Here is a 26,700-nt window from a genome sequence, read left to right on the forward strand (position 1 = left end):
AATGACCGACTTTTCGCGAACCGACAGGCTGTACCACTTTGGCGAACATAGACAACCCGGCAGCTGAAATGGCTGCCGAGGGCTTTTCCCGAATCGCGCTGGGCGTTGAATACAAGGGCTCGCGCTATTGCGGCTGGCAACGTCAGGCATCCGGTGTGCTGACCGTGCAGGAAACTCTTGAAGACGCTTTGTCAAAAGTGGCTGCGTCACCGGTATCACTGATGTGTGCCGGCCGCACAGATGCTGGCGTGCATGCCTGCGGGCAGGTGGTGCATTTCGATACGCAGGCCGAGCGCACCATGAAGGCCTGGGTCATGGGCGCAAATATCAATCTGCCCCATGACGTCAGCGTAACTTGGGCCCGGGTCATGCCCGCTACGTTTCATGCCCGCTTCAAGGCCATTGCCCGTCGTTATCGCTACGTGATCTACAACGATCAGATTCGCCCGGCGCACCTGAATCAGGAAATCACGTGGAATCACCGCCCGCTGGATGTGGAGCGCATGGCACTGGCAGCCGAGTATCTGGTCGGTACTCATGACTTCAGCGCTTTTCGCGCCGGCCAGTGTCAGGCCAAGTCGCCAGTCAAACAGTTGCACCACCTGCGCGTGACGCGTCACGGCAAGATGATCGTGATCGACGTGCGCGCCAATGCCTTCCTGCATCATATGGTGCGCAACATCGCCGGTGTTCTGATGACCATCGGCACTGGCGAACGTCCGGTCGAGTGGGCGCGGGATGTGCTGGAAAGCCGGGTTCGGCGTACCGGTGGTGTGACGGCTCATCCTTATGGTCTGTACCTCGTGCAGGTCGAGTACCGTGATGAATTTCCGCTGCCCGAGCGTTTTGTAGGTCCGCATTTTCTTACGGGCTTTGCAGAACTGGACGGCTGACGACCCGAGCAGCATTTGCTAACATCCGGGACTTTCCGAAAGGTCTGAGGTTACTCACTACATGTCAGCCGTTCGCAGCAAGATCTGCGGGATTACCCGCATAGAGGATGCTCTGGCTGCAGCCGAGGCGGGAGCCGATGCAATTGGCCTGGTGTTCTACCCGAAAAGCCCGCGTGCGGTAACGGTGTTGCAGGCTCGCGCCATCATCGCCGCGTTGCCGCCGTTCATCACCACTGTCGGCCTGTTCGTCAACGCCAGCCGCTGCGAACTCAACGAGACGCTGGATGCGGTTGCGCTGGACATGCTGCAGTTTCATGGCGATGAAACGCCGGAGGAGTGCGACGGTTATCATCGTCCCTACATCAAGGCTTTGCGGGTCAAGGCGGGGGATGACATCGCTCAGGTTTGCCGTACCTATCGCAATGCGCGAGGCGTGCTGCTCGATACCTATGTAGAGGGTGTTCCTGGCGGTACCGGGGAAACCTTCGATTGGGCGCTGATTCCGGACGATCTGGATAAACCGGTCATTCTGGCGGGCGGGCTGACGTCGGCGAATGTGGCACAGGCCATTGCCCAGGTCCGGCCCTACGCCGTGGATGTCAGCGGCGGTGTCGAAAAGAGCAAGGGCATCAAGGATCGGGAAAAAATCCTTGCGTTCATGAGTGCAGTGCATGGCACCTGATGTGACGGTTGCCGGTCGGCCGCCGTCCATAAGCCTGTCCCTGCCACAAGGCATGCGGGTCGAATCAAGTAAGCGGTGGTGCCAGGGTGCAACGCCGTCGTTGTGAAAAATCGGGGGTGAGGGGTGTGCAGGTCCGGCCTTGGGTCGATCGCTATCCTTTCATCGTCGTCCATATACGAATTTATCTGAGGGCATGCGACTGGCGTTTGATTTGTCAGTCGTTCGAGCCACACCGGTACTGGAGATATAAAGCATGAGCAACTGGTTGGTAGACAAACTGATCCCATCGATCATGCGTTCCGAGGTCAAGAAGAGCTCGGTTCCCGAAGGCCTCTGGCACAAATGCCCGTCCTGTGAGGCGGTGCTGTATCGCCCGGAGCTGGAAAAGACCCTGGACGTCTGCCCCAAGTGCAACCACCACATGCGTATCGGCGCGCGTGCCCGCCTGAACATTTTTCTGGATGTCGAAGGCCGCGAAGAGCTGGGTGCCGATCTTGAGCCGGTCGACCGTCTGAAGTTCCGTGACGGCAAGAAATACAAGGACCGCCTGACCGCTGCGCAGAAACAGACCGGTGAAATGGATGCGCTGATTTCCATGAGCGGCACGTTGCTGGGCATGCCGGTGGTGGCTTCAGCGTTCGAGTTCTCGTTCATGGGCGGTTCCATGGGTGCCATTGTCGGCGAGCGTTTCGTGCGCGCCGCCAACTACGCCCTGGAAAATCGTTGCCCGATGATCTGCTTCGCCGCTTCCGGCGGTGCACGCATGCAGGAAGCACTGATCTCGCTGATGCAGATGGCCAAGACCTCGGCCGTTCTGGCACGTCTTCGTGAAGAAGGCCTGCCCTTTATCTCGGTGTTGACCGACCCGGTCTACGGCGGCGTTTCCGCCAGTCTGGCCATGCTGGGGGATGTCATCGTTGCCGAGCCCAAGGCGCTGATCGGTTTCGCCGGTCCTCGCGTGATCGAGCAAACCGTTCGCGAGAAGCTGCCAGAGGGCTTCCAGCGTAGCGAGTTCCTGCTGGATCACGGTGCTATCGACATGATCATCTCGCGTAGCGAGCTTCGTCCGCGTCTGGGTAACCTGCTGGCGCAGATGATGAACCTGCCGACGCCTCGTTTTGTAGCGCCGGTCATCGAGCCTATCGTCGTTCCACCGGCACCGGCCACGATATGACCTCTACATCCCTGAGCGACTGGCTCGCTTACCTGGAGCAACTGCATCCATCCGCCATCGACATGGGGCTGGATCGTTCCCGGCAGGTAGCGCAGCAGTTGGGGCTTACGCGTCCGGCTCCCAGGGTGATTACGGTGACGGGCACCAACGGCAAGGGGTCAACCTGTGCCTTTGTCGCTGCCTTGTTGCAGGCTCAGGGCTTGAAAGTCGGTGTCTACAGCTCCCCACATTTGATTCGCTATAACGAGCGGGTGAAAGTGCAGGGTGTCGAGGCCACCGACCTGGAGTTATGCGATGCGTTCGCGGCGGTTGAAGCGGCGCGTGGTGATGTAACCCTGACTTATTTCGAAATGGGCACGCTGGCGGCATTCTGGCTGTTCGAACAGGCCCGGCTGGATGCGGTGGTTCTGGAGGTCGGTCTGGGTGGTCGCCTGGATGCGGTAAATCTTGTTGATGCGGATTTCGCGCTGGTCACCAGTATCGGTGTTGATCACGCCGAATATCTGGGTAACACCCGTGAGTCGGTCGCCTTCGAAAAGGCCGGAATCTTTCGTGCCGGTTGCCCAGCGTTGTGCGGCGATCCGGAACCACCCGAGCCGCTGCTGGCCAAGGCTCGTGAGTTGGGTTGCCCGCTGCTGATGCGTGGTCGTGATTTCGACCTCTCGATAGGCAAGGACAGTTGGGACTGGCGTGGTGTTGCTCACGGCGAACAGGTCGAACTGCGCGGTCTGCCACTGCTGGACCTGCCTATGCAGAACGCAGCGTTGGCACTTCAGGCGTTTGCCTTGCTGGGGTACCCGCTGCAAACGGATGCAGTAGGGCAGGTTCTGGCGCAGACCCGGCTCGCCGGTCGTCTTGATCGCAGAACTGTCAGCTGGCAAGGCAAGCGGCTCAATCTGCTCCTCGATGTGGGGCACAACCCCCATGCGGCGCAATTTCTGGAGCAATGCCTCGCGCGCCAACCGGTTGCCGGCAAGCGTCGCGCCGTATTCGGCCTGTTGAGTGACAAGGACCTTGAAGGTGTAGTCGCGCATCTGGTCCCGGTCATCGATGAGTGGGCCGTTGCACCGCTTCCTACCTCGCGCAGCCGACCCGCAGAAGAGTTGCATTCGGCCTTGCAGAACCTTGGCGCCTGCGTGACGTCCTATCAGAGTGTTGCGTTGGCGCTGGAAGCTCAGTGCGCGCACGCCACGCCCGATGACGAGATTCTGCTGTTCGGATCATTTTACTGTGTTGCCGAGGCCCTGGAATGGTTGGCCCGGTACACCGATGAGGACGCTGCAAATGGCTTTGCTGGATAACGTATTCAAGCAGCGAATGGTTGGCGCACTGGTACTGATTGCTGTGGCGGTGATCTTCTTGCCCATGCTCTTCACACGTGAAGATGAAACGCGTCAGGTGCGGGTCGATGCACCGTCCGCACCCCAGGCACCTGCTGCTTCGCAGATCCGTGTCGACCCGGTGCCTGTTCCGGAGCCTCAGGCCCTGCCTCAGGAGCCTGTGCCCAACGACGATGACATGAGCAGCAGCCAGCCGCCGTCCATGCCGATCGCGCCTGCCCCAAGCACTCCGGCTGCACCCCCGGTTGCCAGCGCCCCGGCGCCGAAGCCTGCTGCCAAGCCGGCACCTGCACCTGCGCCTGCGGCAGCCCCCGCAGCCCCGGCGGCACCCGCCAAGCCAGCAGCACCTGCTGGCGTCGATGCCAACGGGCTGTCGATCAGTTGGTCGGTTCAACTGGCAAGCATGTCCAACCGTGCCAACGCCGACAACCTGCAAAAGACCCTGCGAACTCAGGGTTACAATGCCTACATTCGCACTGCCGATGGCGTTAATCGGGTATTTGTCGGCCCGCTTATCGAGCGTGCCGAAGCTGATCGTCTGCGTGATCAGCTCGACAAACAGCAAAAGCTCAAAGGCATTGTGGTGCGCTTTCAGCCTGAGCGGGGCTGACCGTTCGGCACCTTGTGCCCTTGCATCAAAGGAAAATGCCTCGCGCCGGTAATCGCTGCTTACCGGCAGGCGGGCGCTCTGCTAAAATGCGCCGCCTTATCCGTCTGCAGGCTGCAACGTGCCATTTACTCCGGTTGACTGGGCAATTCTGGGAATTGTCGCCATCTCCGCCCTGATCAGTCTGAAGCGCGGCTTCGTAAAAGAAGCACTGTCGTTGACGACGTGGATCATTGCAGGCGTTGTGGCCTGGATGTTCGGCGCAGGGCTGTCGCAGTATCTGGTCAATTACATAGAAACACCCTCGGCCCGCGTGATTGCGAGCTGCACCATTCTTTTTGTCGCCACCTTGCTGGTAGGCGCCATGGTCAACTTTCTGATAGGCGAGCTGATTCGCGTCACCGGGCTTTCCGGGACCGATCGTTTTCTCGGCATGGTCTTCGGCGCAGCGCGCGGAGGCCTGCTTGTCGTTGTGGCGGTAGGGCTGTTGAGCCTGGGGCCGGTGCAACAGGATCAATGGTGGCAGCAGTCCAGGCTGGTGCCGCAATTTCTCATGGTCGCTGACTGGTCGAAAAACCTGATTCTAGGGATGTCCAGCAAGTGGCTCGCCAGCGGCATCAGCGTACCCGCTGATCTGCCGTTCAAGGAACAGATCCTGCCGTCTACAATGCCGCAGGATGTGCTCGGTAAATCCAGTTCCACTAAGTAGGGGTTGTGTCGCATGTGTGGCATCGTCGGTATCGTCGGCAAGTCGAACGTCAATCAGGCGCTGTATGACGCGCTTACCGTCCTCCAGCACCGCGGCCAGGACGCTGCCGGTATCGTAACCAGCCACGATGGCCGGTTATTCCTGCGCAAGGACAACGGATTGGTGCGTGATGTGTTTCATCAACGTCATATGCAGCGCCTGGTCGGGCATATGGGCATCGGTCATGTGCGCTATCCAACGGCGGGCAGCTCGACGTCAGCAGAGGCCCAGCCGTTCTACGTCAACTCGCCTTATGGCATCACGTTGGCGCACAACGGCAACCTCACCAACGTCGAACAACTGGCCAAGGAGATTTACGAATCCGACCTGCGCCATGTGAACACCAATTCCGATTCGGAAGTGCTGCTCAACGTCTTCGCTCATGAGCTGGCCGTGCGTGGCAAGTTGCAGCCCACCGAAGAGGATATCTTCGCCGCAGTGACCGACGTGCATAATCGCTGCCGTGGCGGCTATGCGGTCGTGGCAATGATCACCGGCTACGGCATTGTCGGCTTCCGTGACCCGGACGCCATTCGTCCTATCGTGTTCGGCCAGCGTCATACCGACGAAGGCGTCGAATACATGATCGCGTCGGAGAGCGTGTCGCTGGACGTGCTCGGCTTTACCCTGATTCGCGACCTGGCACCGGGCGAAGCGGTCTACATCACTGAAGACGGCAAGCTGCATACCCGCCAGTGTGCGGCCAACCCCAAGTATGCACCGTGCATCTTCGAACACGTTTATCTGGCACGTCCAGACTCGATCATCGACGGCATTTCGGTCTACAAGGCGCGCTTGCGCATGGGCGAGAAGCTGGCCGACAAGATCCTGCGCGAGCGTCCGGATCACGACATCGATGTGGTCATCCCGATTCCGGACACCAGTCGTACCGCTGCGCTGGAACTGGCCAACCATCTGGGCGTCAAGTTCCGCGAAGGTTTCGTCAAGAACCGTTACATCGGTCGGACCTTCATCATGCCGGGCCAGGCAGCACGCAAGAAATCCGTGCGTCAGAAGCTCAACGCAATCGAGCTGGAATTCCGCGGCAAGAACGTGATGCTGGTGGATGACTCCATCGTGCGCGGCACGACCTGCAAGCAGATCATCCAGATGGCCCGCGAAGCCGGTGCCAAGAATGTCTACTTCTGCTCGGCGGCCCCTGCCGTGCGCTACCCCAACGTCTACGGCATCGACATGCCGAGTGCTCACGAGCTGATCGCCCACAACCGCTCCACTCAGGACGTTGCCGACCTTATCGGTGCCGACTGGCTGGTTTATCAGGATCTGAATGATCTGATCGAAGCGGTCAGTGGCAGCAAGAAGATCAAGATCGATAACTTCGACTGCTCGGTTTTCGATGGCAAGTACGTGACCGGTGACATCGACGAGCATTATCTGAACAGGATCGAGAGCGCGCGTAACGACGCCTCCAAGATCAAGACTCAGGCCGTGAGCGCGATCATCGATCTGTACAACAACTAAATTGGACAAGGAGTGGGCGGCATGACTCAGGAATGGGATGCAGGTCGGCTGGACAGCGACCTTGAAGGTGTGGGGTTCGATACCCTTGCCGTACGTGCCGGGCAACACCGCACCCCGGAAGGTGAACATGGCGACCCCATGTTCTTTACCTCCAGCTATGTCTTTCGCACGGCTGCCGATGCGGCCGCGCGTTTCGCTGGCGAGGTGCCCGGCAACGTCTACTCGCGCTATACCAACCCGACCGTGCGCTCTTTTGAAGAGCGCATTGCCGCGCTGGAAGGCGCCGAACAGGCCGTCGCTACGGCCACCGGCATGGCGGCGACCCTGGCGGTCGTGATGAGCCTGTGCAGTGCCGGTGACCATGTGCTGGTGTCGCGCAGCGTCTTCGGCTCGACCATCAGCCTGTTCGACAAGTACTTCAAACGCTTTGGCATCGAGGTGGATTACGTTCCGCTCGCAGAGCTGAGCGGCTGGGACGCGGCGATCAAGCCCAACACCAAAATGCTGTTTGTCGAGTCGCCGTCCAATCCATTGGCCGAGCTGGTGGACATCGCTGCATTGGCTGAAATCGCTCACGCCAAAGGTACGATGCTGATCGTCGACAACTGTTTCTGTACGCCGGCCTTGCAGCAGCCGCTGTTGCTGGGTGCTGATATCGTCGTGCATTCGGCTACCAAGTTTATCGACGGCCAGGGTCGCTGCATGGGCGGCGTGGTTGCCGGCCGCAGCGAGCAGATGAAGGAAGTGGTGGGTTTCCTGCGCACCGCCGGGCCGACACTCAGCCCGTTCAACGCGTGGATCTTCCTCAAGGGCCTGGAAACCCTGAACCTGCGGATGCGCGCCCATTGTGCCAATGCCCAGGCGCTGGCCGAGTGGCTCGAGCAGCAGGACGGTATTGAAAAGGTCCATTACGCCGGGCTCAAGAGCCATCCGCAGCATGAGCTGGCGCAGCGTCAGCAAAAGGGTTTTGGTGCGGTGGTAAGTTTCGAAGTCAAGGGTGGCAAGGATGGCGCATGGCGCTTCATTGATGCCACGCGGCTGATCTCGATTACAGCCAACCTGGGCGACAGCAAAACCACGATTACCCACCCGAGCACCACGTCTCATGGTCGTTTGGCGCCTCAAGAGCGTGAGGCAGCGGGTATTCGCGACAGTCTGATACGGGTTGCTGTGGGCCTGGAAGATGTGGCTGACCTGCAAGCCGACCTGGCTCGTGGTCTGGCGGCGTTGTGAGCGACAAGGCCGGTAACAAAAACAGTGGCGAGACGGGCGAAGAGTGGGCGTTGAAATTTGCCAGCACCCACAACGGCCGTGTCGCGCTGGTGACGGGTGCCGCGCGCGGCATCGGGCTTGGCATCGCGGCTTGGCTGATTGCCGAGGGCTGGCAAGTCGTGCTGACCGATCTGGATCGTGCAAGGGGCGTCAAGGTGGCGGGTGCGCTGGGTGAAAACGCCCTGTTCATTGCCATGGACGTTGCCAGTGAAGAGCAGGTTGCCGCAGGTGTGGCCGAGGTGCTCAGGCAGTTTGGCCGTCTTGATGCGCTGGTGTGCAACGCAGCGATCGCCGACCCGCATAACACTACGCTTGAAAGTCTTGAGCTGTCGCACTGGAATCGGGTGCTGGCTGTCAATCTTGGTGGCCCGATGCTGCTCGCCAAGCATTGCGCGCCTTACTTGCGCGCGCACTGTGGCAGCATCGTCAACCTCACATCGACTCGCTCCCGCCAGTCCGAGGCCGATACCGAAGCTTACGCGGCCAGCAAGGGCGGCCTGATGGCGCTGACGCACGCACTGGCAATCAGTCTGGGGCCGGAGATACGTGTCAACGCCGTCAGTCCCGGCTGGATTGATGCGCGCGACCCATCGTTGCGCAAGGCCGAGCCGTTGTCCGAGACCGATCACGCCCAGCATCCTGCCGGCAGGGTAGGGACGGTGGAAGATGTTGCCGCGATGGTTGCGTGGTTGTTGTCCAGAAACGCCGGTTTCGTGACCGGGCAGGAATTTGTGGTCGACGGTGGCATGACGCGCAAGATGGTCTACGCCGAATAGTTTTGTGCAGTCTGCCTACATTGACTCTTTGTTGTGCTTTTGATGTGTGGTAGCGGTTTTGCGATTGAGCCTGTTTTTTAAAAAACTTCAATCAGGCTATTGACTTAGGTTCGTTAGGTGCGTAAATTTCGCGGCCTCAACGAAGCAAAGGGTGATTAGCTCAGCTGGGAGAGCAGCTGCCTTACAAGCAGCGGGTCGGCGGTTCGATCCCGTCATCACCCACCATCGTTGAGTTTGAAAGCTGAAGTACGAGGGCTTTCAAAGTATCAAAAGGACGCAAGTCCACAATGCGCAGCGGTAGTTCAGTCGGTTAGAATACCGGCCTGTCACGCCGGGGGTCGCGGGTTCGAGTCCCGTCCGCTGCGCCATATTTGTACAGATCGGGTTCGCCGGGTCTGCGATTGAAAAGCCCAAGGGTCTTTTAATCAGAAGTACAGGAAGCAAACTACCGAAGGTTTGTTTCAAACAGGTTTACAGCGATACGCAGCGGTAGTTCAGTCGGTTAGAATACCGGCCTGTCACGCCGGGGGTCGCGGGTTCGAGTCCCGTCCGCTGCGCCATACATCGCTTCAAGGCCCTTGAACTCCTTGAAGCAAACACGAAAGCGACCCTCGGGTCGCTTTTTTGTTGTCTGCGTTTTGTCCGTAGGCGAGTAGGGTGGTTGTCCTGAACACGTGTTGTATCCAAATCCTTTTGATCTGTACGTTGATCCAGCGTCGGCCTTGTTGCAGACTTACCGCCATTTCCCAGTTCGCAGTCTTGCTGGCAGTCTTTTCCTTCCTCAGGATTTTCGATGTTTAAGCTACTGAACGTTCGTACCGCATTCTGGATCTCTGCCGTGTTGATGGCAGCTGGTTGTTCATCGCCGAAGCAGGCGGTGTATGACCACGAACATTTCGATGACGCCGGGACCTTCTCGCGTAGTTATCCCGCCACCGACCTGGCTTATTGCGAAGCGGGGCGGCGTGCCTTGTTGAGCCAGGGCTATATCATCACCAGCAGCGATCCGAAGATGATTGCCGGTCGCAAGAGCTTTCAACAGACCGGCGATGCGCATATTGAAATCAGCTTCAATCTGGTGTGCGCTGCTGATGCGAAGGATGGCAGTTCCACCATGTTCGCCAACGCTCTGCAGGACCGCTATGCGCTGAAGAAGACCAACAACTCGGCCAGCCTCGGGGTTGGAGTGCTGGGTTCCGTCTCGATGCCGATAGGCTCCACTGATGACTCGATGGTCAAGGTGGCCAGTGAAACCGTGTCATCGGCGAAGTTCTACGAGCGTTTTTTCGGTCTGGTGGAAAACTTCCTGCCACCGGAAGTGAAAAAGGCTGCGCATATTGTCGAGAAGCCCAAGGCAGATCTGGGTGTTCCTGATGTAGCCCCTGCCGCACCCGAGCCTGCCAAGGCGGCCAAGGCGGCCGAACCCGCCAAACTGGCTCCAGCAGCAACGGAGTCGCCCGCCAAGGCCGAACCCGCTGCCGAATCAGCCACGCCGCCTGCGGCAAGCGAACCATTGCCAGCGCCAGCCGAGCCTGCATCGTTCAAGGCGGAAACGGTCGACACACCGGCAGCCGAGCCAGCAGACAGCGCCAAGCCAGCCGAGGCTGAGCCCGCTCAATAACGGCTGTCGTGATCATGCACGGCGGACGCAGAGCGTCCAGAACTGCATCCCCACGCAGAGCGTGGGGACGATAATCAAGGTGTCCAGAGAACCTCTATCGCGCCCATGCTCCGCGTAGCTATGCCGGTCCGCATGAGGAACGAGGAGTATCTACGTCCTCAGCCCAGAAACAAGCGGTACGCCGGGTTCTCGCTCTCGTCCCAATACGGGTAACCAATCTCGTCCAGCGCTGCGCCCACCAGATGCCGCTCTTCCTCCGGCACCACCAGACCAGCGACCACACGGCCGTCTGCTGCGCCGTGGTTGCGGTAGTGGAACATCGAGATGGTCCAGCGTCCGCCCAGGCGGTTGAGGAAGTTGAACAGCGCGCCCGGCCGCTCAGGGAATTCGAAACGCAGCACCACTTCATCGTCGACGCGCTCGGCATGCCCGCCGACCATGTGGCGGATGTGCAGTTTGGCCAGTTCGTTGTCGGTCAGGTCCAGCACCGGAAAACCCTGCCCGGTCAGGCTGGCGATCAGTGCGCTGCGCGGGTCGTTCTCCGGGTGAGTCTGCACGCCGACGAAGATGTGTGCTTCACGGTCGGTGTGGTAGCGGTAGTTGAATTCAGTGATCTGGCGCTTGCCGATGGCCTCGCAGAACGCCTTGAAGCTGCCCGGTTGTTCAGGAATCGTCACGGCAATGATCGCCTCGCGGCCTTCGCCCAACTCTGCACGTTCGGCCACGTGCCGCAAGCGGTCGAAGTTGACGTTGGCCCCTGAATCAATCGCCACCAGCGTCTGGCCGCTGATGCCGCGCTGCTCGACGTATTTCTTGATCCCGGCCACGCCCAGCGCGCCGGAGGGCTCGGTGATCGAACGGGTGTCGTCGTAGATGTCCTTGATCGCCGCACATATTTCATCGGTGCTGACGGTGATCACTTCATCGACATAATGACGGCACACTTCAAAGGTGTGATGGCCGATCTGCGCCACCGCCACTCCATCGGCAAACAGCCCGACCTGGCTCAGCACCACGCGCTCCCCGGCGGCCATTGCCGCTTGCAGGCAGTTGGAGTCGTCCGGCTCTACACCGATGACCTTGATCTCCGGGCGCAGGTATTTCACGTACGCAGCGATACCCGCGATCAGACCGCCGCCACCGACCGGTACGAAGATAGCGTCCAGTTGCCCCGGCTGCTGGCGAAGAATCTCCATCGCCACGGTGCCTTGCCCGGCGATGGTGTCGGGGTCGTCATACGGGTGGATGTAGACGAAGCCTTGTTCGTCGACCAGCTTCAGCGAGTAGGCCAGCGCTTCCGGGAATGAATCGCCGTGCAGCACCACTGTGGCGCCCCGCGAGCGCACGCCTTCGACCTTGATTTCCGGGGTGGTGCGCGGCATGACGATGGTCGCCAGAATGCCCAGTTCACGCGCGGCCAGCGCCAGGCCCTGCGCGTGATTGCCCGCCGAGGCCGTGACCACGCCGCGTGCGGCCTCTTCTGCGGTCAATTGCGCCAGCTTGTTGTACGCACCGCGAATCTTGAAGGAGAATACCGGCTGTAGGTCTTCGCGTTTTAGCAGCACCTGATTGCCCAGCCGCTCTGACAGCTGGCGGGCGCCGTGCAGCGGGGTTTCGATAGCCACGTCATAAACGCGGGAGGTGAGGATCTTGCGGGCGTAATGGTTGAGCAGATCGTGCTGGCCTTGGCTCATCGCGTTGATCCCTCATACATGCGCAGCGCCGCAACAGATGGCAGAGCGATAATCAGGTTCAGTGAAGCACGAAGGGCGATAGAGCGAGGGATAACGATCATGTCTGACTCCTGGTTCAATAATGTTGCCCAGGAGACAGAAGAAACCCGCCTCCAGGGCGGGTTTTTGCAAACGTCGGCTAACCCGCCATGACTGGAATGACGGTAATAATAATCTGGCCGAGGTTTTGCTTGATGAGGTTCATGGCCCTGAGGTTAGGTCGACACGGGCCTGCAAGTCAATAGTGCCTGACTGGCAGCGTATAGCGACACGTGCTGAATCGGCGACGATCTTTTTCGTCTGTTTGATAGGGATCAACATTTTTATTTCACATTGGCACTTTAATGTTGATCTTGCGGTCAGTTATTTCAGCTTTAATTATCACCCATACTCAATCAGCCAAGAGGGCGAAGAAATGGACGAATACCAGGAAGAACTGCTTGAATACCGTGCATCGGAGCTGGACCCGGTAGAGCCTGCCGACGACGCTACCGAGCTATGAACGGCTTCATGCGCTTTGGCGCTGGCTGCGGCGGAACTCTCCCGGAGTCTGTCCGTTCCAGCGTTTGAAGGCGCGTTGAAAGGCTTCGGCAGAAGCGAACCCCAGCAGGTAGGCGATCTCCCCGAACGCCAGTTCAGTGTCGCGAATATAAGTCATCGCCAGATCACGCCGCGTGTCATTGAGCACGGCGCGAAAGCATGTGCCTTCCTCGGCCAGCTTGCGTCGTAGTGTCCAGGTCGGCAACTTGAGCCTTGCCGCCACTTCTTCCAGATCCGGTTCCCTGCCGCCGTTCAATAGCGGCCCAAGCAGTTGAATGATGCGTTCACGCAAGCTGCGGGTACGGGTCTGTTGCTCCAGCTCGGCTTCGCATAATTGCAGCAGATGCCGCCAGGTACTCGGGCAGTGGTCCGGGTTGCGTAATGCAAGGCAGTTCTGATCCAGGCGCAATTGATTGGTGGCGGCGGCAAATATCACCGGGCTGTCGCTCAGGCTGGCGTATTGCGCGGCGTAGTCAGGCGCTTCGAATTCGATCTCGACGCGTTGTGCACGCAGCCCTGTGCCCGCCAGTGTCGAGAGCTGAGCAAGCCAGCCCGCCAGGATCGAGTCCACAACAAAGCGGTTGTACGCGTTATAGGGGCTGATTGAATAGAAGCGCATCCAGGCGCCTTGCGCATCCTCGTGAAAGCTCGACTGACCGCGATAGTTGGACGCATACAATGGCTCGAAACGGATCAGCGTGCGGGCGGCCTCGCGCACTGTGGGAGCCTGGGCGGCGGTCACGCCCGCCAGACCTGCATGCGCTAAACGACTGAGCTGGCCCATGTGCAAGCCGAGCCCGGGCTGGCCGGTAAGCTGTATGGCAGCATGTCCCAGGCGCATATAGCGCGGGATCGACAGTCGCGCACCCGCCTGACTCAGGCGGGCGGGGTCCAGACCGTACTGCTCGAGCAGCGGATCAGGATTCTTGCCTAAGCGAGTGACCGCACCGGCCAGACTCTGGATGTAGCCGACCGACAGGTCACCAAGGCGCAGGGTCAAGGTAGGCATCGTCAAAGCCAGAGGTTGATCAGACGGGCACCGCCAGCGGGGCCATTGTCAGACGACGGTTCGGCAATTGTCTGACCTGCGTGGCTGGCAAAACTTTGCCCGGCAACGCCCTGATTCCAGAACTGCCCACGCATGAACACGCTGACTCCTGCCTGTGCACTGCTTTGCGCAGGACGGCCGATCAGGGTCAGGCGATGCCAGGCTTCGCCCTCGCTGGGATTGTCGGCTGCCATATCGATGTCTGAGTGCCGAGGCTTGCGCCACGGTTCGGACCAGGCGGCCTTGCCGATCACAAAAGCAGGCACCGCAATCAGTTGCGCGCCGCTCTGATTCAAGCGTGCGTAATTGTCCGCGTACCAACTGTCGCTGCCGATCAGCACGGCCAGACGCCCTGCGGGCGTGTCGAGCACATTCAATGGGGCGTCGCTCGCCGTGTGCACGTAGCGTTTCTGAAAACGGTCCGGGTACAGCTGACGCTGAGGCTGGCCGAGCGGCTGGCCATCGCTGCCGAATGTCAGGCTGCTGTTGTACAGGGCACCTTTACCGACTTTCAACTGACCGTTTTCGACACTCGGTTCCGGCAGCACAATCGAGCCTGCCACCAGTGTTACACCGAACTCTTTGGCCAGGCCGCCGAACAGTGCTTGGTAGTCACGTGCCATCGATCTTGCCTTGAGGCGCAGATGGGCGTCATCTACACGGTCTCGGCCTTCGGCACTGAGCATCGCCATGATGAATTGCAGCGGATTGCTCCAGGACAGCCAGTCCATCGCTTCATCGACCGTTGCGGCTTGATAAAGCTCATCCTTCTCGCCACTGGCGAACAGCCAGGTGCCGATATGCTCGGGGAGTACTACCACCGTTCTGTGGTTGATCAGCCCGTAATCGCGGGCCTGTTGCAGATAGGCTGCCAGCTTGCGGTGCAGTCGGTCAGTGTTCTGGTAGTCCGTGGGGAACAGCTCCGGCTCGATGCCAAGCAGGTTTCCGCGTTCACTGGGCTCGCCTTCATTGATTGCCAGGCGAATGCGCAGATCGGACAGGTAATGGCCCGCCGGACGTTGTCCGGTCCAGACTGCGTAACTGACAAGGCTGGCTACGCTCAGCAGGATCAGACAGATGGCGAAGAGTTTGCGCATAAAAAGGCCGGCTGGCTGCCATCAGGAAATTGTCGACTAGGGTAGGACGACGTCAGGCGCTTGCCAAGTGCCGCTGCGCGTTTGGATCAATAACTTGTCACTTTCGGTCATTGAGTGTGGGGCTGGATGCGTCTTTACTGTTGCCCATGAGAGGACCCGCAGAGGTCCTTGTTTTCCCGTGATTGCCTCGATGGAGCTTCGCCATGACTGCTGCTCATTACCCGCACCTGCTGGCCCCGCTGGACCTGGGCTTCACAACCTTGCGCAACCGGACCTTGATGGGCTCGATGCACACTGGTCTTGAAGAGCGGCCGGGTGGTTTCGAGCGCATGGCGGCTTATTTTGCCGAGCGGGCACGCGGCGGGGTCGGGTTGATGGTGACCGGCGGGATCGCGCCAAACGAAGAGGGCGGTGTCTACGACGGTGCGGCAAAACTCACCAATGCCGAAGAGGCGGAGCAGCATCGCATCGTTACCCGTGCGGTCCACGAGGCTGGCGGCAAGATCTGCCTGCAGATCCTGCATGCCGGTCGCTACGCTTATAGCCGCAAGCAGGTTGCGCCAAGTGCCATTCAGGCGCCGATCAACCCGTTCACGCCGCGTGAGCTGGACGAAGAGGGCATCGAAAAGCAGATCGCTGATTTCGTGACCTGTTCCACGCTGGCCCGCAGTGCCGGGTATGACGGTGTCGAAATCATGGGCTCGGAAGGCTATTTCATCAATCAATTCCTCGCCGCCCATACCAACCACCGCACCGATCGCTGGGGCGGCAGCTATGAAAACCGCATGCGCCTGGCGGTCGAGATCGTTACGCGGGTGCGTGAGGCGGTCGGTGCGGATTTCATCATTATCTTTCGACTGTCGATGCTGGATCTTGTGGAGGGTGGTAGCACCTGGGAAGAGATCGTCCAGCTGGCCAAGGCGGTCGAGCAGGCGGGTGCGACGCTGATCAACACCGGGATCGGTTGGCACGAGGCACGTATTCCGACCATCGCCACCAAGGTGCCGCGTGCAGCGTTCAGCAAGGTCACTGCCAAACTGCGAGGTTCGGTGAAGGTGCCGCTGATCACTACCAACCGCATCAATACCCCGGAAGTTGCCGAGCGCATCCTCAGCGAGGGCGACGCCGACATGGTCTCGATGGCTCGTCCTTTTCTGGCCGACCCGGAATTCGTCAACAAGGCCGCGGCGGGGCACGCCGAACGGATCAACACCTGCATCGGCTGTAATCAGGCCTGCCTTGACCACACCTTCGGCGGCAAGCTCACCAGTTGCCTTGTCAATCCGCGCGCCTGTCACGAGACTGAACTCAACTACCTGCCCACCCGGCAGGTGAAGAAAATTGCCGTGGTGGGTGCCGGTCCTGCCGGTCTGGCTGCTGCAACCGTTGCTGCACAGCGCGGACATGAGGTGACGTTGTTCGATTCGGCCAGCGAAATCGGCGGCCAGTTCAATATCGCCAAGCGCGTGCCGGGCAAGGAAGAGTTCTCCGAGACGCTGCGTTACTTCCGCAACAAAGTGGAAGAAACCGGCGTGCAATTGCGCCTTGGCACTCGCATAAAAGCCGAAGACTTGCTGGGGGCCGGCTTTGACGAGGTGATTTTGGCAACCGGCATCGCACCGCGCACTCCTGCCATCCCAGGTATCGATAACCAAAAAGTGCTCAGCTATCTGGATGTCATTTTGCAGCGCAAGCCGGTCGGGCGCAGCGTGGCAGTGATCGGCGCAGGCGGTATCGGTTTCGATGTGTCGGAATTTCTTGTGCATCAGGGCGTGGCCACCAGCCTGGATCGCGAGGCGTTCTGGAAGGAGTGGGGCATCGATACCACGCTTGAAGCGCGCGGCGGCGTGGCCGGGATCAAACCTGATGTGCACGCCCCGGCACGCCAGGTGTACCTGCTGCAACGCAAGAGCTCCAAGGTGGGCGACGGCCTGGGCAAGACCACCGGCTGGATTCACCGCACCGGGCTGAAAAACAAACAGGTGCAGATGCTCAATAGCGTCCAGTACCTGAAAATCGACGATGCCGGTTTGCATATTCGTATTGGTGAAGACGGCGAGGAAAAGCTGCTGGCGGTAGATAACATTGTGATTTGCGCCGGGCAGGACCCGCTGCGCGAGCTGTATGACGATCTGGTCAGCGCCGGGCAAAGCGTGCATCTGATCGGCGGTGCAGACGTTGCCGCCGAGCTGGATGCCAAACGCGCTATCGATCAAGGTTCGCGTCTGGCCGCTGCGCTCTGATTCAGCTTGTCTGTAAACTGCGCGGATGATTGTTGACGCCCTTGACTGGCAGCCCACTGCTGCGCTGCAACGCTTGAACCTGCCCTGGCTGCAAGATGCCGGGGTGGAGGTGTCAATCCTGCGCCTGGACCTTATTGACTCGCTGATCAGCGGCAACAAATGGTTCAAGCTCAGCGAACACCTGACCCAGGCTGTCGAGGCGGGTGCAGAGGGATTGATCAGCCTGGGCGGCGCACACTCCAATCATCTCCATGCGCTGGCGGCAGCGGGCAAGCGCTTCGGTTTCCCGACGGTGGGCCTGTTGCGTGGTCACGCCCAGCAGACGCCGACGGTACTGGACCTGCAAGCTTTTGGCATGCAATTGCACTGGCTGGGCTATGCGGGTTATCGAGCACGACATGCTGCAGATTTCTGGCTGCCCTGGCAGGCGCAATATCCTGAGCTGTATCCGATTGCCGAAGGCGGTGGCGGGCTTGCCGGTGCGCTGGGCTGCGCAAGGTTGCGGGAGATGGTCGATAGCCAGCTCGGGCACCTTGGCTGGGACGATTATCACGGCTGGTGGCTGGCAGTCGGCACCGGCACAACGCTTGCCGGTTTGCTGTTGGCCGAGGCCGGCGCCCATCCGGTATATGGCGCGATGGCGGTGCCGGACGATCATGGCGTCGCTCAAAACATCATGGCTGTGTTGAAAGAAGCCGCAGGGTCGCAGGTGAACGCCTCGCCGAACCTGCCCGCTGCCTGTGTTCTGCTGGAGGCCAGCCGCGGCGGTTTCGCCAGAACCGATGCCGCGCTGCTCGACTTCATCGCCAGCAGCGAGGCGCATAGCGGCATACCGCTGGAGCCCTTGTACACCGGCAAGGCTTTGCTGGCCCTGCACGATGAGGTGCTGGCCGGTCGGTTCAAGTCAGGCGGCCGTCTGGTCCTCGTCCATACCGGTGGCCTGCAGGGGCGGCGCGCGATGGGCCTGTAAGCCTTGTCGCAGAGCCTTTGGCATGAATTCTGCGCAGATCGGTGGCGAGACGTCGGCTATGACTACGTGGATGACACTTCTGGAGTGAGGCATCCGGGTCGCTGTCTCGATAATCGATCCATTCCAGATCAATACGCTGAGGTCAGCCATGACAACTACCGCCGCAGAGCAAGTCGATCCTGCCACGCTGAAAAAGGTCATCGTCGCGGCGGCCATCGGCAACTTCGTCGAATGGTTCGATTTCGCCGTGTACGGCTTTCTGGCAACCACCATCGCGCTGCAATTTTTCCCCAGCGGTGACAGCAGCGCCGCGTTGTTGAAAACCTTCGCCGTGTTTGCCGTGGCCTTCGCATTCCGGCCATTGGGCGGGATTTTCTTTGGCATGCTGGGTGACCGCATCGGGCGCAAGAAGACCCTGGCGATGACCATCCTGTTGATGGCAGGCGCGACCACGCTGATCGGTTTATTACCGACGTATGCGGCGATTGGCGTGATGGCACCGATTCTGCTGACGGTGATTCGCTGTGCGCAGGGTTTCTCGGCCGGTGGCGAGTATGCCGGGGCCTGCGCCTACCTCATGGAGCATGCGCCGCGCACGCAGCGGGCCTGGTATGGCAGCTTTGTGCCGGTGTCGACGTTTTCCGCCTTTGCTGCCGCAGCAGTGGTGGCTTACGCGCTGGAGTCGTCACTGTCGACCGAGGCCATGGGCAGTTGGGGCTGGCGCCTGCCGTTTCTGATTGCAGCGCCCTTGGGGCTGGTCGGCTTGTACTTGCGCTGGAAGCTCGACGAAACCCCGGCCTTTCAGGCTGTCACGCAAGAGCACGCCGTGGCTCACTCGCCACTCAAGGACACCTTGCGCCATCATGCAGCGGCCATGTGTTGTCTGGGAGCGTTCGTGTCGTTGACGGCGCTGTCGTTCTATATGTTCACCACTTACTTTGCGACCTACCTGCAAGTGGCTGGCGGGTTGAGCAGGGCGACGGCGCTGCTGGTGTCGTTGATCGCACTGGCCTTTGCGGCTGCTCTCTGTCCGCTGGCCGGTGCCTATTCGGATCGGGTAGGCCGTCGGGTCACCATGGCAACCGCCTGTACTCTGCTGATGGTCGTGGTTTTTCCGTCATTCCTGATGGCCAGCTCCGGCTCGTTCATTGCCTCGATCGTCGGGGTCATGCTGCTTGCTGTGGGCGCAGTGCTGTGCGGTGTAGTGACGGCAGCGCTGTTATCGGAAACCTTCCCGACCCGCACCCGCTATACCGCCTCGGCAATCACCTACAACATGGCCTACACCCTGTTCGGCGGCACCGCGCCGCTGGTGGCGACCTGGCTCATCGGTGTCACGGGCAGCAACCTGTCGCCAGCGTTCTACCTCATCGCCGTAGCCGTATTGGCGATGGCTGGCGGCCTGTCCTTGCCGGAAACCTCGAAAATATCGTTGCATGATGTGCCTGTTACAGGCGATGAGCCGGTGACGCGGTCGATTGCCTGAGCTTCACGATCGGCATGCCGTATAAATAGCAGCTACTAACGCAGTGCGTTTCAACCGCGATGGCACTGGCGACGCAGAGTGCGACCTTAGTGACAGGGCGATGGAATCCGACGAAGTCGGGCCGGAAACAGGAGCGAGGGGCTTTGGTTACTATGGCCCCTCAAAGTAACTCGCCGAGGGGCGAAAAAGGTGACCTGAGTCGAACCCCAATCCACCTGACATCGCAGAACTGCTGTGCTCTCAGCCGCGTTCCCGCGCCATCAATTCAACAGCGCAGTCGTCTCGGGCACAAAGTCGAATGAGCTCAGACTGAAACCCTGCTCATCCACCTGCAACACCCAGCCCTGACGATCCCAGTCGCCCAGCACAATGCGTCTGGCTGCCTGATCGCCAATCTGCAACTTATGAATCGCGGGGCGATGAGTGTGGCCGTGTACTAAGGTGCGCACGCCGAACTGCTGCATGATCCGCGGCACCTCGTCTGGCGTCACATCGACAATATCATTGGCCTTCATACGGGTTTGCGCACGGCTTTCATTGCGCAACTTGCGCGCCAGCTTGTGCCGGGTGCCCAGCGGCAAATGGCGCAGAATGAAAAGCGTCAGCGGATGGCGCAGATAACGGCGCATCCGGATGTAACCTTCATCGCGGGTGCACAGGCTATCGCCATGCATCAACAACACGGGCTCACCGTTCAACTGCACGACGCTCGGATCGCTCAACAGGGTGCAACCCGCTGCCTTGCAGAAACCCTTGCCGATCATGAAGTCGCGGTTGCCGTGCATCAGAAAAATTCGTGTGCCGCTGTCACTCAATGCGCGCAGGGCTTTGCAGATTGAAAGCTGAAACGGTGACATGGCGTCGTCACCGATCCAGACTTCAAAGAAATCCCCGAGGATATACAGCGCCTCGGCTTCGCGGGCGCGGCCCGCGAGCAGATCCAGAAACGCCCGGGTAATGTCCGGGCGCTCCTGTTCAAGGTGCAGATCGGAGATCAGCAGTATCACTCAACGATCTCGGCTTTCTTGATGATCACGTCTTCTACAGGCACGTCCTGATGACCGGCTTTGCTGGAAGTCGCAACGCCCTTGATCTTGTCGACGACGTCGGTGCCTTCGATGACTTCGGCGAACACCGCGTAACCCCAGCCCTGAACGGTCTTGGCGCTGTGGTTCAGGAAGGCGTTGTCAGCCACGTTGATGAAGAACTGCGCAGAGGCCGAATGCGGCTCCATGGTGCGGGCCATGGCCACAGTGTATTTCTTGTTCGGCAGGCCGTTATCGGCTTCGTTCTGAATGCTCGGGCGCTTGTCTTTCTTTTCTTTCATGCCTGGCTCGAAACCGCCGCCCTGGATCATGAAGTTGCCGATTACACGGTGGAAAACCGTGTTTTCGTAGTGGCCAGCGTTAACGTATTCGATGAAGTTGGCTACAGTCAGTGGCGCCTTTTCTGCGTTCAGTTGCAGAACGATGTCGCCGTGGTTGGTGGTCAGCTTTACTTTGGACATGTGGAAAGTCGCTCTATAGTCATGCATGAATGGGCACATTATGACCCTGACGCGCAGTTTACGGACGAGGTTACATTTTTCAGCGCTTTTGCAGCTTTTATGCCCTCAAATGTGCACTCTGTTGTCAGGGACTTGACAGCTTCGGCTATGATAAGCGCTTTGATTTAGTCGGCCTACCCTGGCCGCGCACGTATGTCCAAGGATCCTATGAGCAAGCCCACTCCAGAACCCGCTGCCCATTCCAAGGCAGGCCCAGCCGTACCGACCAATTTCCTGCGTCCTATCGTGCAGGCAGACCTGGACTCGGGCAAGCACAGCAAAATCATCACGCGCTTTCCGCCAGAGCCCAACGGTTACCTGCACATCGGTCACGCCAAGTCGATCTGCGTGAACTTCGGTCTGGCCAAGGAGTTCGGTGGCGATACGCACCTGCGTTTCGATGACACCAACCCGGCCAAGGAAGACCAGGAATACATCGACGCCATCATGAGCGACGTCAAGTGGCTGGGCTTCGAGTGGGCGGGCGAAGTGCGCTACGCCTCGCAGTATTTCGACCAGTTGCACGACTGGGCGGTCGAGCTGATCAAGGCAGGCAAGGCTTACGTTGACGATCTGACCCCCGAGCAGGCGCGCGAATACCGTGGCACCCTGACCGAGCCGGGCAAGAACAGTCCGTTCCGTGAGCGCAGCGTCGAGGAAAACCTCGACCTGTTCGCGCGCATGAAGGCGGGCGAATTCGAAGACGGCGCTCGTGTACTGCGAGCCAAGATCGACATGGCCTCGCCGAACATGAACCTGCGTGACCCGATCATTTACCGCATTCGTCATGCGCATCACCATCAGACCGGCGACAAGTGGTGCATCTACCCGATCTATGACTTCACCCACGGTCAGTCGGATGCCCTCGAAGGCATCACCCACTCGATCTGCACCCTGGAGTTCGAAAGCCATCGTCCGTTGTACGACTGGTTCCTCGATAACCTGCCGGTGCCGTGCAAGCCGCGCCAGTACGAGTTCTCGCGCCTGAACCTGAACTACACCATCACCAGCAAGCGCAAGCTCAAGCAACTCGTTGACGAGAAACACGTCAATGGCTGGGATGACCCGCGCATGTCGACTCTGTCGGGCTTCCGTCGCCGTGGCTACACGCCGAAATCGATTCGCAATTTCTGCGAAATGATCGGCACCAACCGCTCTGACGGCGTTGTCGATTTCGGCATGCTCGAATTCAGTATTCGCGATGACCTGGACCACAGCGCCCCGCGCGCAATGTGTGTGCTGCGCCCCCTGAAAGTGGTCATCACCAACTACCCGGAAGGTCAGGTCGAGAAGCTGGAACTGCCGCGCCATCCGAAAGAAGACCTGGGCATGCGCGAGCTGCCGTTTTCGCGGGAGATTTACATCGATCGCGACGATTACATGGAAGAGCCGCCAAAAGGCTACAAACGTCTTGAACCCAATGGTGAAGTACGCTTGCGTGGCAGCTATGTGATCCGTGCCGACGAAGCGATCAAGGACGCAGAGGGCAACATCGTCGAACTGCGTTGCTCCTACGATCCTGACACCCTGGGCAAGAACCCCGAAGGCCGCAAGGTCAAGGGCGTTGTGCACTGGGTGCCTGCGGCCGAGAGCGTTGAATGTGAAGTGCGTCTGTATGACCGCCTGTTCCGCTCCGCCAACCCGGAAAAAGCCGAAGACGGCGCGAGCTTTCTGGACAATATCAACCCCGATTCCCTGCAAGTGCTGACCGGTTGTCGTGCTGAACCATCATTGGGACACGCGCAACCGGAAGACCGTTTCCAGTTCGAACGCGAAGGTTATTTCTGCGCGGACATCAAGGACTCGAAACCCGGTCAACCAGTCTTCAACCGCACGGTCACGTTGCGGGATTCCTGGACCTGAGATGTCCGAGGGGCAGATAGTGCTTTCTATTTACAACACGCTCACCAAGAGCAAAGAAGTATTCAAACCGCTGGATGGTAACAAGGTGCGCATGTACGTCTGCGGGATGACCGTATACGACTACTGCCACCTGGGCCATGGCCGCAGCATGGTGGCGTTCGATCTGGTGACGCGCTGGCTGCGCTTCAGCGGTTATGAACTGACCTATGTGCGCAACATCACCGACATTGACGACAAGATCATCAATCGTGCGCGTGACAATGGTGAGTCATTCGACGCGCTGACTGCGCGCATGATCGACGCCATGCACGAGGACGAGGCGCGCCTCAACATCCTCAAGCCGGACATGGAGCCGCGTGCCACCGATCACATCGCTGGCATGCACGCCATGATCCAGACCCTGATCGACAAGGGCTATGCCTACGCGCCGGGTAACGGTGATGTGTATTACCGGGTCGGCAAGTTTCAGGGCTACGGCAAGCTGTCGCGCAAGAAGATCGAAGACCTGCGCATTGGTGCGCGGATCGAAGTGGACGAGTCCAAGGAAGACCCGCTGGACTTCGTGCTCTGGAAAGGCGTCAAGCCCGGCGAGCCGAGCTGGGAGTCGCCGTGGGGCGCAGGGCGTCCGGGCTGGCATATCGAATGCTCGGTCATGTCGACCTGCTGCCTGGGTGACACCTTCGATATTCATGGTGGCGGCAGCGATCTGGAGTTTCCGCACCATGAAAACGAAATCGCCCAGAGCGAGGCGGCCACTGGCAAGACCTACGCCAACGCCTGGTTGCACTGCGGCATGATCCGCATCAACGGCGAGAAGATGTCCAAGTCCTTGAACAACTTCTTTACCATTCGTGACGTGCTGGAGAAATACCATCCGGAAGTGGTGCGTTACCTGCTGGTATCCAGCCATTACCGGAGCGCGATCAACTATTCCGAAGACAGCCTGCGTGAGTCGAAGGCGGCACTGGAGCGTTTCTATCACGCGCTCAAGGGCCTGCCGCTCGCCGAGCCTGCGGGTGGGGAAGCGTTCGTCGAGCGTTTCAGCACGGCGATGAATGATGACTTCGGCACGCCGGAAGCGTGTGCGGTACTGTTCGAAATGGTCCGTGAGATAAACCGCCTGCGTGAATCCGATGTCACCGCAGCGGCGGGTCTTGCGGCGCGCTTGAAGCAGTTGGCCAGTGTGCTGGGTGTTCTGCAGCTGGAAGCCGACGACTTTTTGCGCGCTGGCGCGGAAGGGCGGGTCGATGCAGCGCAAGTGGAAGCGCTGATTCAGGCACGTCTGGCTGCGCGCGCGGCGAAGGACTGGGCCGAATCCGATCGGATTCGCGACCAGATCACCGCCATGGGCGTACTGCTGGAAGACGGCAAGGGCGGCACGACCTGGCGCCTTGCGGACTGATCAAGCAAGGCGGCTAGTGACGCGGAGCATGTGAACGATAATGACCCGGAAGACTATCGTGCCCATGCTCCGCGTGGGCATGCTGTTCTGGACGCTCCGCGTCCGATCCTCGATGTACGGTCTGCCAAAAGCCAAAAACTAGACAATCCGCTGTTCCCGCAACCGCTTGTACAGCGTGTTGCGGCTTACCCCCAGGCGTTTTGCCAGCTGTGAAATATTTCCGCCAGCCGCTTGAAACAGTTGGCTCAGGTCTTCTGTCGTGTGAAGCCGCACAGTGGATTCCTGAGTTTTCACCGGCTCTCGGCAGTCCTCATCCATGCCCATATCCAGCAGAAAATCCTCCGGCAAGTGCTCGGTGCTGATCGGCTGTTCATCTGCCAAAGCCAGCGCCACCTGAATCACGCTGTTGAGCTGACGAATGTTGCCCGGCCACGGGTGATGTTCGAATAGTTCGAGCACTTCTCTGGAAAACCCCGCCCGTTGATGAGCGTCGCGATGCCGCTCCCAGATACGCTGGATGAGTGCATGTTTGTCGGTGCGCTCGCGCAGTGCCGGGAGTTCGATGCTCAAGCCGCTGATCCGGTAATAAAGGTCCTGGCGAAAGTGCCCCGTCTGAACCTGATCGCGCAGGCTGCGATTGGTGGCTGAAATCAAGCGTATATCTACCGCAAACAACTCACTGCTGCCTAGTGGCTGGACGCAGCGCTCTTGCAGCACACGCAACAGTCGCGCCTGTACCGGCAGGGGCATGTCGCCGACTTCGTCCAGAAACAGCGTGCCTTTATCGGCTTTGCGGATCAGGCCAATGCTGCCTTTTTGACTGGCACCGGTGAACGCCCCTCTTTCATAGCCAAATAGCTCGGCTTCGACCAGTTCGGCCGGGATCGCCGCGCAGTTGACAGCGATCAGCGGCTGAGTGGCTCTGGTACTGGCTTGATGCAGGGCTTTGACAAACACTTCCTTACCGACCCCGGTTTCCCCGTGGATCAGCAGCGGAATGTCTTTTTCCAGCAGCCGCTGCGCCTGATTCACGGCTTTCTCGATTTTTGCGTCACCCAAGCTGATCGCTTCCAGGTCCAGGCTACGCGGCGCGACAGGTGCCTGAACCGGCTGGACGCTGTGCAGCTTCAGCGGCTTGCGGGTCGGACGCTTGAGCAGACATTGAAAGCGATTATTGCCAAACGCGTGCAGTGCAAACGGCCGCGCTTCTGTCTCGCTGAGCAGTTGCAGGATAGGGCACTTGAACAGCGTTTCGATACTGGCACCGGACGGCGTCGTCCCCAACAAATTGTCAGCGCGTCGATTGGCGCAAAGGATCTGGCCGCTTTCATCAAAAATCAGCAGGCCTGCCCATTGGCTGTCGAGATTGTTCAGGCCCGTATTGAAAATCAACTGATAGTGCGAGTCGCGGAACTGATCGAGGATCAGTCGGTTTTCCACCGACTGGCTCATCATTTTGACCATACCCAGCGTATGCGAGGGGGGCAGGAAACTGTCACTGGACACATCCAGCACGGCAATGATGCGTCGATCAGCATCGAAGATCGGTGAAGCCGAACCGGTCATGAAGCGATTGGCCTTGAGGAAATGCTCGTCCGGTTCAATGTGAATGGCCTGCTCACAGGCCAGTGCTGTGCCGATGGCATTGGTGCCGGTGCCCCGTTCGCTCCAGCTGGCACCAGCCATGAAGCCTTGTGCCTGGGAAGACTCGACGAAGCGTTGCGCGCCCCAGGATTTGAGCAACTGGCCTTGAGGGTCGGCCAGCAGAATCAGGCAATTGGAGTTGCTCAGAATGTTTTCGTAGACCGGCAGGACTTCCTGATGGGTGGTCTGCACCAGCCCGTGATGGCGCTCCAGCAGCCTGGAAACCTCAGCGCCCGGCAGTTGGCCGAATGAAGGACGCGTCTGATGGCTGAGACCGAAATCCCGGCAGCGCCTCCATGAATCCTGAATGATGATGTCGTGAACGAGCGAAGCGCTGGATTGAGACATGAGGATGCCTGCGAATATGACGTGTTGTTTTTGTTTTTAGGTCCCGTCGGCGTGACCATCCTTGCCCGCAACGTCCGTCCAGTGTCGTTCAGTTTTGTTCAAAGTCAATGTTCATTTTGTTCAAGTGTTCAGTGTTTACTGTTCATTATTGTTCAGCTGTGAAAGGGCTTTCGCCCCCTGAATAC

Annotated in this window: 22 protein-coding genes and 3 tRNA genes; 19 read left to right on the forward strand and 6 right to left on the reverse strand. The window is 59.5% G+C overall.

Going from position 1 to position 26,700, the window contains the following annotated elements; translation table 11 throughout:
* The first annotated feature begins 68 nt into the window (after nucleotides 1–68).
* The 13 genes from truA to RYC17_RS07175 all read left to right on the forward strand — a co-directional run bounded on the left by truA (nucleotide 69) and on the right by RYC17_RS07175 (nucleotide 10,595).
* Nucleotides 69–893 carry a tRNA pseudouridine(38-40) synthase TruA gene (truA, locus tag RYC17_RS07115; protein ID WP_011168144.1) on the forward strand — a complete coding sequence of 275 codons (825 nt, stop codon included), beginning with the start codon at nucleotides 69–71 and terminating at the stop codon, nucleotides 891–893.
* A gap of 61 nt (nucleotides 894–954) precedes the next feature.
* Complete coding sequence (locus tag RYC17_RS07120) at nucleotides 955–1,575, forward strand: phosphoribosylanthranilate isomerase (protein ID WP_058401685.1); 621 nt, start codon at nucleotides 955–957, stop codon at nucleotides 1,573–1,575.
* Between the two features lie 253 nt (nucleotides 1,576–1,828).
* Nucleotides 1,829–2,749, forward strand: coding sequence for an acetyl-CoA carboxylase, carboxyltransferase subunit beta (accD, locus tag RYC17_RS07125; RefSeq protein ID WP_002552709.1), 921 nt, complete (start codon nucleotides 1,829–1,831; stop codon nucleotides 2,747–2,749).
* Nucleotides 2,746–4,050 carry a bifunctional tetrahydrofolate synthase/dihydrofolate synthase gene (gene folC / locus RYC17_RS07130; RefSeq protein ID WP_058401686.1) on the forward strand — a complete coding sequence of 435 codons (1,305 nt, stop codon included), beginning with the start codon at nucleotides 2,746–2,748 and terminating at the stop codon, nucleotides 4,048–4,050. Before accD ends, folC begins: the two co-directional genes overlap by 4 nt.
* Nucleotides 4,034–4,699, forward strand: a complete 666-nt coding sequence (locus tag RYC17_RS07135) for an SPOR domain-containing protein (RefSeq protein ID WP_058401687.1) — start codon at nucleotides 4,034–4,036, stop codon at nucleotides 4,697–4,699. The genes folC and RYC17_RS07135 overlap by 17 nt, the downstream gene beginning before the upstream one ends.
* Before the next feature lie 118 nt (nucleotides 4,700–4,817).
* On the forward strand, nucleotides 4,818–5,405 hold the full coding sequence (locus RYC17_RS07140; protein ID WP_002552712.1) for a CvpA family protein: 588 nt from the start codon (nucleotides 4,818–4,820) through the stop codon (nucleotides 5,403–5,405).
* Between the two features lie 12 nt (nucleotides 5,406–5,417).
* Entirely contained in the window at nucleotides 5,418–6,926 is a 1,509-nt protein-coding gene (gene purF, locus RYC17_RS07145) for an amidophosphoribosyltransferase (protein ID WP_004657889.1), read from the forward strand.
* Between the two features lie 21 nt (nucleotides 6,927–6,947).
* On the forward strand, nucleotides 6,948–8,159 hold the full coding sequence (locus RYC17_RS07150) for an O-succinylhomoserine sulfhydrylase (protein WP_058401688.1): 1,212 nt from the start codon (nucleotides 6,948–6,950) through the stop codon (nucleotides 8,157–8,159).
* Between the two features lie 50 nt (nucleotides 8,160–8,209).
* Nucleotides 8,210–8,974, forward strand: coding sequence for an SDR family oxidoreductase (locus tag RYC17_RS07155; protein ID WP_161939121.1), 765 nt, complete (start codon nucleotides 8,210–8,212; stop codon nucleotides 8,972–8,974).
* Nucleotides 8,975–9,123: 149 nt separating this feature from the next.
* A tRNA-Val gene (locus tag RYC17_RS07160) sits at nucleotides 9,124–9,199 on the forward strand.
* 66 nt (nucleotides 9,200–9,265) lie between these two features.
* A tRNA-Asp gene (locus RYC17_RS07165) sits at nucleotides 9,266–9,342 on the forward strand.
* Nucleotides 9,343–9,457: 115 nt separating this feature from the next.
* Nucleotides 9,458–9,534: transfer RNA gene (locus tag RYC17_RS07170), tRNA-Asp, on the forward strand.
* A gap of 233 nt (nucleotides 9,535–9,767) precedes the next feature.
* Nucleotides 9,768–10,595, forward strand: a complete 828-nt coding sequence (locus RYC17_RS07175; RefSeq protein WP_058402709.1) for a DUF2242 domain-containing protein — start codon at nucleotides 9,768–9,770, stop codon at nucleotides 10,593–10,595.
* Nucleotides 10,596–10,753: 158 nt separating this feature from the next.
* Here RYC17_RS07175 and ilvA read toward each other — a convergent pair whose 3' ends face one another.
* Nucleotides 10,754–12,289: a threonine ammonia-lyase, biosynthetic gene (gene ilvA / locus RYC17_RS07180; RefSeq protein ID WP_410478450.1), complete on the reverse strand. Its 1,536-nt coding sequence runs from the start codon at nucleotides 12,287–12,289 to the stop codon at nucleotides 10,754–10,756.
* Between the two features lie 283 nt (nucleotides 12,290–12,572).
* Between ilvA and RYC17_RS07185 the strand changes: the two genes are divergently transcribed.
* Complete coding sequence (locus RYC17_RS07185) at nucleotides 12,573–12,830, forward strand: hypothetical protein (protein ID WP_080396360.1); 258 nt, start codon at nucleotides 12,573–12,575, stop codon at nucleotides 12,828–12,830.
* Between the two features lie 6 nt (nucleotides 12,831–12,836).
* On the opposite strand, the gene RYC17_RS07190 is transcribed toward RYC17_RS07185, so the two are convergent.
* Together RYC17_RS07190 and RYC17_RS07195 are read right to left on the reverse strand one after the other, a co-directional pair.
* Nucleotides 12,837–13,877, reverse strand: a complete 1,041-nt coding sequence (locus RYC17_RS07190) for an AraC family transcriptional regulator (RefSeq protein WP_316902678.1) — start codon at nucleotides 13,875–13,877, stop codon at nucleotides 12,837–12,839.
* A gap of 2 nt (nucleotides 13,878–13,879) precedes the next feature.
* Nucleotides 13,880–15,013 (reverse strand): nitrilase-related carbon-nitrogen hydrolase, encoded by a 1,134-nt coding sequence (locus RYC17_RS07195; RefSeq protein WP_316902679.1) that lies wholly within the window; start codon nucleotides 15,011–15,013, stop codon nucleotides 13,880–13,882.
* 203 nt (nucleotides 15,014–15,216) lie between these two features.
* Between RYC17_RS07195 and RYC17_RS07200 the strand changes: the two genes are divergently transcribed.
* From RYC17_RS07200 to RYC17_RS07210, 3 genes are all read left to right on the forward strand, one after another.
* Nucleotides 15,217–17,256 carry an NADPH-dependent 2,4-dienoyl-CoA reductase gene (locus RYC17_RS07200; protein WP_002552719.1) on the forward strand — a complete coding sequence of 680 codons (2,040 nt, stop codon included), beginning with the start codon at nucleotides 15,217–15,219 and terminating at the stop codon, nucleotides 17,254–17,256.
* A gap of 25 nt (nucleotides 17,257–17,281) precedes the next feature.
* Nucleotides 17,282–18,226: a 1-aminocyclopropane-1-carboxylate deaminase/D-cysteine desulfhydrase gene (locus RYC17_RS07205; RefSeq protein WP_316902680.1), complete on the forward strand. Its 945-nt coding sequence runs from the start codon at nucleotides 17,282–17,284 to the stop codon at nucleotides 18,224–18,226.
* 148 nt (nucleotides 18,227–18,374) lie between these two features.
* Nucleotides 18,375–19,712 carry an MFS transporter gene (locus tag RYC17_RS07210; RefSeq protein WP_316902681.1) on the forward strand — a complete coding sequence of 446 codons (1,338 nt, stop codon included), beginning with the start codon at nucleotides 18,375–18,377 and terminating at the stop codon, nucleotides 19,710–19,712.
* 260 nt (nucleotides 19,713–19,972) lie between these two features.
* Here RYC17_RS07210 and lpxH read toward each other — a convergent pair whose 3' ends face one another.
* Both lpxH and RYC17_RS07220 read right to left on the reverse strand, forming a co-directional pair.
* Nucleotides 19,973–20,719 (reverse strand): UDP-2,3-diacylglucosamine diphosphatase, encoded by a 747-nt coding sequence (gene lpxH / locus RYC17_RS07215; RefSeq protein WP_058401919.1) that lies wholly within the window; start codon nucleotides 20,717–20,719, stop codon nucleotides 19,973–19,975.
* Nucleotides 20,716–21,219 (reverse strand): peptidylprolyl isomerase, encoded by a 504-nt coding sequence (locus RYC17_RS07220; RefSeq protein WP_058401920.1) that lies wholly within the window; start codon nucleotides 21,217–21,219, stop codon nucleotides 20,716–20,718. The genes lpxH and RYC17_RS07220 overlap by 4 nt, the downstream gene beginning before the upstream one ends.
* A gap of 207 nt (nucleotides 21,220–21,426) precedes the next feature.
* Between RYC17_RS07220 and RYC17_RS07225 the strand changes: the two genes are divergently transcribed.
* Together RYC17_RS07225 and cysS are read left to right on the forward strand one after the other, a co-directional pair.
* Nucleotides 21,427–23,121 carry a glutamine--tRNA ligase/YqeY domain fusion protein gene (locus RYC17_RS07225; protein WP_058401921.1) on the forward strand — a complete coding sequence of 565 codons (1,695 nt, stop codon included), beginning with the start codon at nucleotides 21,427–21,429 and terminating at the stop codon, nucleotides 23,119–23,121.
* A gap of 19 nt (nucleotides 23,122–23,140) precedes the next feature.
* Nucleotides 23,141–24,523: a cysteine--tRNA ligase gene (cysS, locus tag RYC17_RS07230; RefSeq protein ID WP_316902682.1), complete on the forward strand. Its 1,383-nt coding sequence runs from the start codon at nucleotides 23,141–23,143 to the stop codon at nucleotides 24,521–24,523.
* A 138-nt stretch (nucleotides 24,524–24,661) separates the two neighbouring features.
* On the opposite strand, the gene RYC17_RS07235 is transcribed toward cysS, so the two are convergent.
* Entirely contained in the window at nucleotides 24,662–26,515 is a 1,854-nt protein-coding gene (locus RYC17_RS07235) for a sigma-54-dependent Fis family transcriptional regulator (RefSeq protein WP_316902683.1), read from the reverse strand.
* Between the last annotated feature and the right edge of the window lie 185 nt (nucleotides 26,516–26,700).

Source organism: Pseudomonas syringae group sp. J248-6, from assembly GCF_032586995.1.
GTDB classification, from domain to species: Bacteria; Pseudomonadota; Gammaproteobacteria; order Pseudomonadales; family Pseudomonadaceae; genus Aquipseudomonas; species Aquipseudomonas amygdali.